Here is a 6,737-nt window from a genome sequence, read left to right on the forward strand (position 1 = left end):
AAAATTCGAAGCAGCTTTTTTATTGCCTTCATCCCAAACGATGAACAGAGCACTGCTACCAGTTCACCGGCGCTAAGTGATGTTGTTCCAAAAACGCATTGGTGCGGCTAAAATGCTTGTTGCCAAAGAACCCTCGACTGGCCGAAAGCGGCGACGGGTGCACCGAAGTCAGCACCAGATGCTTGCTTTGATCGATAAATTCGCCTTTGCGAATGGCATAATTTCCCCACAAAATAAACACAACGTGTTCCTTCTCTTCATTGATGCGATGAATGACCGCATCGGTAAAAGTTTCCCAACCTTTTTTCTGATGCGAAGCCGCTTGCCCGGCACGAACCGTTAAGGTGGCATTCAATAGCAACACCCCTTGTTTGGCCCAGCTGGTCAGGTTGCCACTTGTGGGGATGTCTTTACCAACATCTTGCTGCAGCTCTTTAAAAATGTTGCGCAGGCTGGGCGGAAACCGAATGCCATCGTTCACCGAGAAACACAGGCCATGCGCCTGTCCGGGACCATGGTAAGGATCCTGCCCCAAAATCACCACTTTTAACTGATCAAAAGGGCATTGGTCAAAGGCATTAAAAATAAGTTTGGCCGGCGGGTAAATGCTTTGCGACCGGTATTCCTCATGCACAAAGCTGCTGAGCTTTTCAAAATAGTCTTTTTCAAATTCATCGGCCAGTACGTTCTTCCAACTGGCTTCCATCTTTACATCCATTCAACAGGGTTTTATTTTGAAGCGTTAAAATAGCACTATTGTTTCAAAACGCAAGACGAAGCAGACAGTCCGTGTAAACAAGTTCCGAACATCCCGCCTTCGCTCAATTTCTTATTTCGTCTTCTGGTTCTTCTTTGTACTTTTAGCCTTCAAAATAAGAAAACATGAATATCATCTATCTGCTTGCCGGCCTGGCTGTTGGTTTTGTTGTAGCCTCGCTTCTGGCTAAATTGAAATCGAAAAATTCGGAAAACACCTGGCTTTTGGCTCGTCAGGAGTACGAAAAAGGCAAGGTTCAGCTGCTGGAACGACTCAGTTATCTGCAGGAAGACAAGGACAAGCTGACGGCTCGCCTGGAGGTGAAAGAGGTGGAACTTGAGCAGCAGGCACAGCGGCTTACCCGGGCCGAAGTGGAAGGAGCCAACCTGAAGGAAAAGCTGGCCTCGCAAAAGCAGGAGATGGAAGAATTGCAGAAGAAATTCACCACCGAGTTTGAAAACATTGCCCACAAGCTCCTGAAACAAAACTCGGAAGAGTTCACCCTGGCCAATCAGAAGAACATCGGGGCAATCCTCGATCCGCTCCGGGAGAAGATTCAGCTGTTTGAGAAGAAAGTGGAAGACACCTACGAGAAAGGGCTTAAAGATCAAACGGATTTGCGGGCCGAACTGAAGAAGCTGCATGACCTGAACCTGAAAATCAGCGACGAGGCCAACAACTTAACCAAAGCCCTGAAAGGCGATGTCAAAAAACAAGGCAACTGGGGCGAGGTGGTGCTGGAACGTATTCTGGAACGCTCGGGTTTAACCGAAGGGCGCGAGTACGAAAAGCAGTTTAGCGTAATCGGGGAAAACGGTTCGCGCCTGCAACCCGATGTGGTGATTCACCTGCCCGACCAGAAACATTTGGTGGTTGACTCCAAAGTATCGCTGGTAGCCTACGAGCGGCTGGTTAACGCCGAGAACGAACCCGACCGGCTGAAGCACAGCAAAGACCATTTGCAGAGCCTGAAAACCCACATCAAGCTGCTTAGCGAAAAGCATTACCAAAGTGCTGTGGGCATGAACAGCCCCGATTTTGTGCTCTTGTTTGTCCCCATCGAATCATCTTTTAGTGTGGCTATTCAGGCCGACCAGGATTTGTTTAACTATGCCTGGGACAACAAAGTGGTGGTGGTGAGCCCATCCACTTTATTGGCTACCTTGCGCACCATTGCCAGCATTTGGCAACAGGAAAACCAAACCCGCAATGCCCTGGAGATTGCCCGGCAGGGAGGCGCTCTGTACGATAAGTTTGTCAATTTTGTGGCCGACCTCGAAAAAGTAGGAAACAACATTGAGCAAACCCGCAAAAACTACGACCTGGCGATGAACAAGCTGAACGATGGTCGTGGCAACCTGATTCGTTCGGCAGAAAAACTCCGCGAACTCGGATCGAAAGCCAACAAAGAGCTGCCCCAGAAATACCTGGAAGAGTAGCCCGGCAACCGGGAGTTATAACTCCCCGCAATAAGACACAGTAACTACCTACCCCAGGTAGTTACAACTCCCAACAACAGGTACCGGTAACTACCATTCGCTGGTAGTTGTAACTACCAACGAAAAAACACGGTAACTTCTTTGGAGGGGCTACGGGTATCTCTTGATTCTTTGACTTACCGGATGGTTCGTTATTGGTCGGATTCTGAATCCAATCCAGCATTTATCTGCCTTTGTAGATTCAGAAAAGCAGGTTTTATTTTGTCATCTCTTTTTCAATCCATTCTATATATTGCTCCAATGCTACAATCAATCTTAGGTTGTCATCTGTTTTTTCAATTTTTTCAAGACAGTCTTTTAGCCACTTTTTTATGTCTTTTTTATAGGAAATTACACCAACATCAATCGGCAAAATGTCGGGTAACCCGTTATATTTAGTGGTTCTTGCAGAAACAATAGGTTTTGACAATGATTGTAAAGTCGGATTACTTCCATTGGACGTTAGATAGAAAATTTTGTAATCTCCTTTCAACCCTTTTTCTTCTGCCGCTTTTATATGATTTCTCCAGTAGCGATATAACTGATTGGGTCTATCATTTGCCCCCCTAATTTTATTCTCTATTATGTAAATAGTCTTCTTATTATCATCCTGTAATAAGATATCAACGAAACCTCTTTCCCCTGATTTAACTTCAATTTCAACATTCAAAAAACCAGAATAATCGCATTTAAGAACGTTAGTAACAAAGCTTTTTATAAACATATCACCTTGATTATGTTTCCCATTTTTGTGCAAAAGTTTTTTTAATAATGAGTTATGTCCAGCTTCAGAAAAGGTGAGATTTCTAAATAAATTAAATGTTTCCATATTTCTAAATTAAAAAGATTAGTGAGCATATTTATTTTTTAACGTTGCCGTGACGATCAATACTGAACAGAGTCTGCAATAATATCTTTAATCTTCCGCCAGGTATCTATCCAATTCCTTGATTAAACTTTTATCCTCTGGTCTGGGTGCAGCTTCCACCACCAACTTTCCTTTCCGATCAAAGATCATGTAATGTGGGATGTATTTCACATTCATATCTTCCAATTGCTTCGAAGTAAACCGGTTGCTTACCAGGTAGCTTTCACGGGTTATATCAAACCTTTTACACATTTTTTCCCAGCTTGCCCGGTTCGGTTCACTTGAAATATAAACCAAAACCAAGTCTTTATCGCGGTACAATTCTTCCAAGCTTTTAGCATGTTTAAACTGCCTGATGCATGGCGGACAAGCACTACTCCAAAAATCCAGGTAAATAACCTTGTCTTCATGTTTTTTCAGAAGCGCATTAAAGGTGGTATTTTCAGCATGAAACGAACTTAGCTTCATGTCATAGGAATCCTGATTCAGGTCGGTTGATAACGCATATTTATTATTGATAAAACCAATCAAGGCACTGTCCGGAACATCTGTTTTGAACCGATTTAAAGCCTTCTTGGCTTCATCAATCGTATAATTCTCAATAATCTCCTGTATCGTTTCAAACTTTAAAATATTCTTGGTTTGCTGACTAAGCATGGAACAACTTTGTATTGAATCGTAAAGTGATACCAAATCCGGGATACTGCTCCCGGCACTGGCAACTCCATTGATGTAATGCGTAGAACTTATTCTTCCGACTTTAGACCTCAGGTGATAATAATGAATCCAGTCTATCATATCTTTTTGGAAGCCATAATACAACAAACTGTCATTGCTTCGATCCAAAATATTTCCACCATCCACAAACCTCATTTCAACCTCGTTTTCCAGCTGAATATTGAAATCTTCTTTGGTCAGGTTCGGAATTCCTCCTTTCAAACGGCGAGAATCTCCAAGCAGCCGATACAGTTCAATTCTCTTTTTTTGATAAATGAATCCGGTCTTCGACCATTTGTAATTTTCTTCGGAAATCAAATCTTGCTCATAAAGAGAGTCAATAAGACTTATTTCCTGGTTCAACTCCGGAAACAGTTTCTCGTTGGCCGATGCCTTAATCCTTTCATGTTCTTTTTGAAGGTTGTCGGAGTTCTCCATAAACATGAATGGGTTCCGGTATCTAATAAACGACGGATAGTCATTGGGATAAAAGGCTTCCCGTTTGAGTAGGTCCAGGTTTGTATCGTGGGTTTTAGTTGCCCGGTTAACCACCGATGCCATGGGTGTCTTATCCCGATAGGTGAACACTACGGAATCTCCATTCTGAAACAGGTAGCTTAGTTTATCATGTGCTTTGTAAGAATGCCTCAGTTCTAAAAAGTCCCTTTGGGTTTTGATAATTAGTGTATCAAATCCCTTCTCCGAATTGGGTATAAATTCGTTGTGAATAAAGTGATCATCGATAAACTCGATGGTAGGAACTTCAGTCGTATATCCTCCTGCCTTCCGGTGAACCTTCCATTTGGAAGGTGGCGATTTAAAAATCAAGACAATCTGATTGCTTTTATCAGGCACCTTCTCCGGACTGTTTTCAACAGTACACGAAATAAAAAAACAAAAAACGACGACTAAAGACTTCAGGATATTGCTTAGGTTCATATTACGAGGCTTCGTTTAATTTATTCTAGTTAGAGGTAAGCGGGCGGGAGTTCAAAAAGGGTCAGTGTCCACCAGGAAAGGAGCAGAGACAAGGCACCGCAAAGTCACAGCAATGCAATTTACAATTTATTGTGTGCTGCCACCATTTCTCTTTTTTTAAACTGTCTTTGTATATAATATATTGATGTTGTGATAATAATAGCTGAGCCGATTATTAGCATTGTCAAATTTCTTAATCCGCCATAACTCTCTATTATTCCTTGACTCATTGAGGAATCCAAGTCGATAAAATATCTCATTGTAAAGCCAGTTAGATTTACTGCAGCATGTATAATTATGGATAGTGTCAGACTTTTAGTTTTGTAATAAATCCAACCTGAAAAAGCTCCAATTATTAAACCTGTAATAAATTGCCATGGATTAAAATGAGCGATACCAAAAAGCAAACTGGAAACCATTATTGATGTTGCAGGCGTATATCTTTTCAGGAGTCCGTCCAAAATAATTCCTCGAAAAATTAATTCTTCCAGTATCGGAGCTGCAATTACCATAAGAACAAAAGTCCATACTCCGGTTTGTCCTGCCAATTGTAAAAGGGATTTCTGTATTGAGTCTGGAATTGGAATTAGTCCGCTTATTGGGCCACAGAATCCAACTAATAAAGCAATTGAAGTGACAATAATGAAAGGGATAATTTGCTTATTTTCTATTGACAGATTAAATGAACTTACTTTTTCTTTATACTTCTTAATGCTGTGTATAATCATAAAAACTGTTCCAAATGAGAGAATGTATCCAATGAACATGGAAATTTCTTTGTTCGTAAATTTCTCAAGTACTGTTTTCAGTGGACTTACGAGCAACATTCCTAAGATAACCATTCCTGTTATCCCGAAACTTTGAATGATATTTGGGTAGCTTTTTACTCGTTTTATAATTTCCTTCTTTTCTCCTTTTTTGTCGGAATAAATAGGAATGAATATTCCCGCTGGTAAAGTTATTATTCCCACGACAAATAGTTCAAATCCATATTTTATGTGGGAGAACATCATAAAGAGCCCCAGCAGCAGAAGTAGAATTCCCAAAATAATAATTGTCCTCTTTAGGATTGGAAATGTCATGTTGTAGATTTGTTTGATTAGTAATATTTGGTTTCTTTTTGTTCATGGTTGCACACAACATCTGCGTATATGCACCAGGTACATCTATATCGCTATTATTCGACTTGTTTTTTTACGCTTTGAAAGTTCGCTTTTCAGGGTAGGTTCGCCAATCAGCGCAAGCAGTGTATTGAGGTTCATAGTCGTTGGGTATAGTTGTATTTCGTTTTCGCCGATTAAGTTAGCAAAACTTTACAAAACATAAACATCAATAAGCTCATTTTATTCTCGTTCTAACCGGTTGACACAGTTTGTTGAACACTCTCGGGCATTTTATTTAACACCTCAGGGGGGTACTTCGGAAGTACCCCTCCCCACCTCAAACATGACTCGAGTTACCTCTGAGGTGACTGCAGTCGGTTCCGACCTGACTCGACTTACCTTCGGGGTGACTGCAGTCGGTTCTGACCTGACTCAATTCATCAAAAAGGTGACTGCAGTTAGCTCCAAACAGACTTGAGTCATCAAAAAGGGAACTAAAGTCGGTAAAAAGGTGCGCGGAGTCAGCTCTGCGCAGACTGAAGTCGGCAAAAATAGGCAACAAGTCACCAAAATGGGAACTGAAGTCGGGTTACCAAAGAGGGAGCAGATGAGACAGGCAGAAGGGAGAAGGCACGAAGTCACGATGTCATGAACGCACGAACTCACGCACAATCTGAGCATCCGAAAATCTGACAATCAATTATTAATTGAAAGGTTAAAGAATCAAGGAGAAAGGTTAAAGTAGGAAACCAATAGGCAGCTCCTTACGCTAGTGGTTGGATTTCCTTCCATTCTCGAAGGGAAGGTGGCCCGGGAACCGGGACGGATGGGTTAAG

At 41.7% G+C, this 6,737-nt stretch carries 5 protein-coding genes; 1 reads left to right on the top strand and 4 read right to left on the bottom strand.

Features of this window, described 5'->3' with window-relative positions; translation table 11 throughout:
* Positions 1–55 precede the first annotated feature (55 nt).
* Positions 56–718, bottom strand: a complete 663-nt coding sequence (ung, locus tag Q1A18_RS15430) for a uracil-DNA glycosylase (protein ID WP_299582516.1) — start codon at positions 716–718, stop codon at positions 56–58.
* Positions 719–882: 164 nt separating this feature from the next.
* Here ung and rmuC point away from each other — a divergent pair, with 164 nt between their 5' ends.
* Positions 883–2,196 carry a DNA recombination protein RmuC gene (rmuC, locus tag Q1A18_RS15435; RefSeq protein ID WP_299582519.1) on the top strand — a complete coding sequence of 438 codons (1,314 nt, stop codon included), beginning with the start codon at positions 883–885 and terminating at the stop codon, positions 2,194–2,196.
* A gap of 256 nt (positions 2,197–2,452) precedes the next feature.
* On the opposite strand, the gene Q1A18_RS15440 is transcribed toward rmuC, so the two are convergent.
* The 3 genes from Q1A18_RS15440 to Q1A18_RS15450 all read right to left on the bottom strand — a co-directional run bounded on the left by Q1A18_RS15440 (position 2,453) and on the right by Q1A18_RS15450 (position 5,880).
* On the bottom strand, positions 2,453–3,064 hold the full coding sequence (locus tag Q1A18_RS15440) for a PD-(D/E)XK nuclease family protein (RefSeq protein WP_299582522.1): 612 nt from the start codon (positions 3,062–3,064) through the stop codon (positions 2,453–2,455).
* 87 nt (positions 3,065–3,151) lie between these two features.
* Entirely contained in the window at positions 3,152–4,759 is a 1,608-nt protein-coding gene (locus Q1A18_RS15445) for a TlpA disulfide reductase family protein (protein WP_299582525.1), read from the bottom strand.
* Positions 4,760–4,878: 119 nt separating this feature from the next.
* A complete protein-coding gene (locus tag Q1A18_RS15450) occupies positions 4,879–5,880 on the bottom strand; it encodes a CPBP family intramembrane glutamic endopeptidase (RefSeq protein WP_299582528.1) in 1,002 nt (333 codons plus the stop codon).
* Positions 5,881–6,737 lie beyond the last annotated feature (857 nt).

This window comes from uncultured Sunxiuqinia sp. (assembly GCF_947495665.1).
Classification (GTDB): Bacteria; Bacteroidota; Bacteroidia; order Bacteroidales; family Prolixibacteraceae; genus Sunxiuqinia; species Sunxiuqinia rutila.

Excerpts from the sequence above, each read along its gene's own strand:
- Q1A18_RS15445 (WP_299582525.1), bottom strand. The coding sequence starts at position 4,759 with ATGAACCTAAGCAATATCCTGAAGTCTTTAGTCGTCGTTTTTTGTTTT.
- ung (WP_299582516.1), bottom strand. The coding sequence starts at position 718 with ATGGATGTAAAGATGGAAGCCAGTTGGAAGAACGTACTGGCCGATGAA.
- Q1A18_RS15450 (WP_299582528.1), bottom strand. The coding sequence starts at position 5,880 with ATGACATTTCCAATCCTAAAGAGGACAATTATTATTTTGGGAATTCTA.
- Q1A18_RS15440 (WP_299582522.1), bottom strand. The coding sequence starts at position 3,064 with ATGGAAACATTTAATTTATTTAGAAATCTCACCTTTTCTGAAGCTGGA.
- rmuC (WP_299582519.1), top strand. The coding sequence starts at position 883 with ATGAATATCATCTATCTGCTTGCCGGCCTGGCTGTTGGTTTTGTTGTA.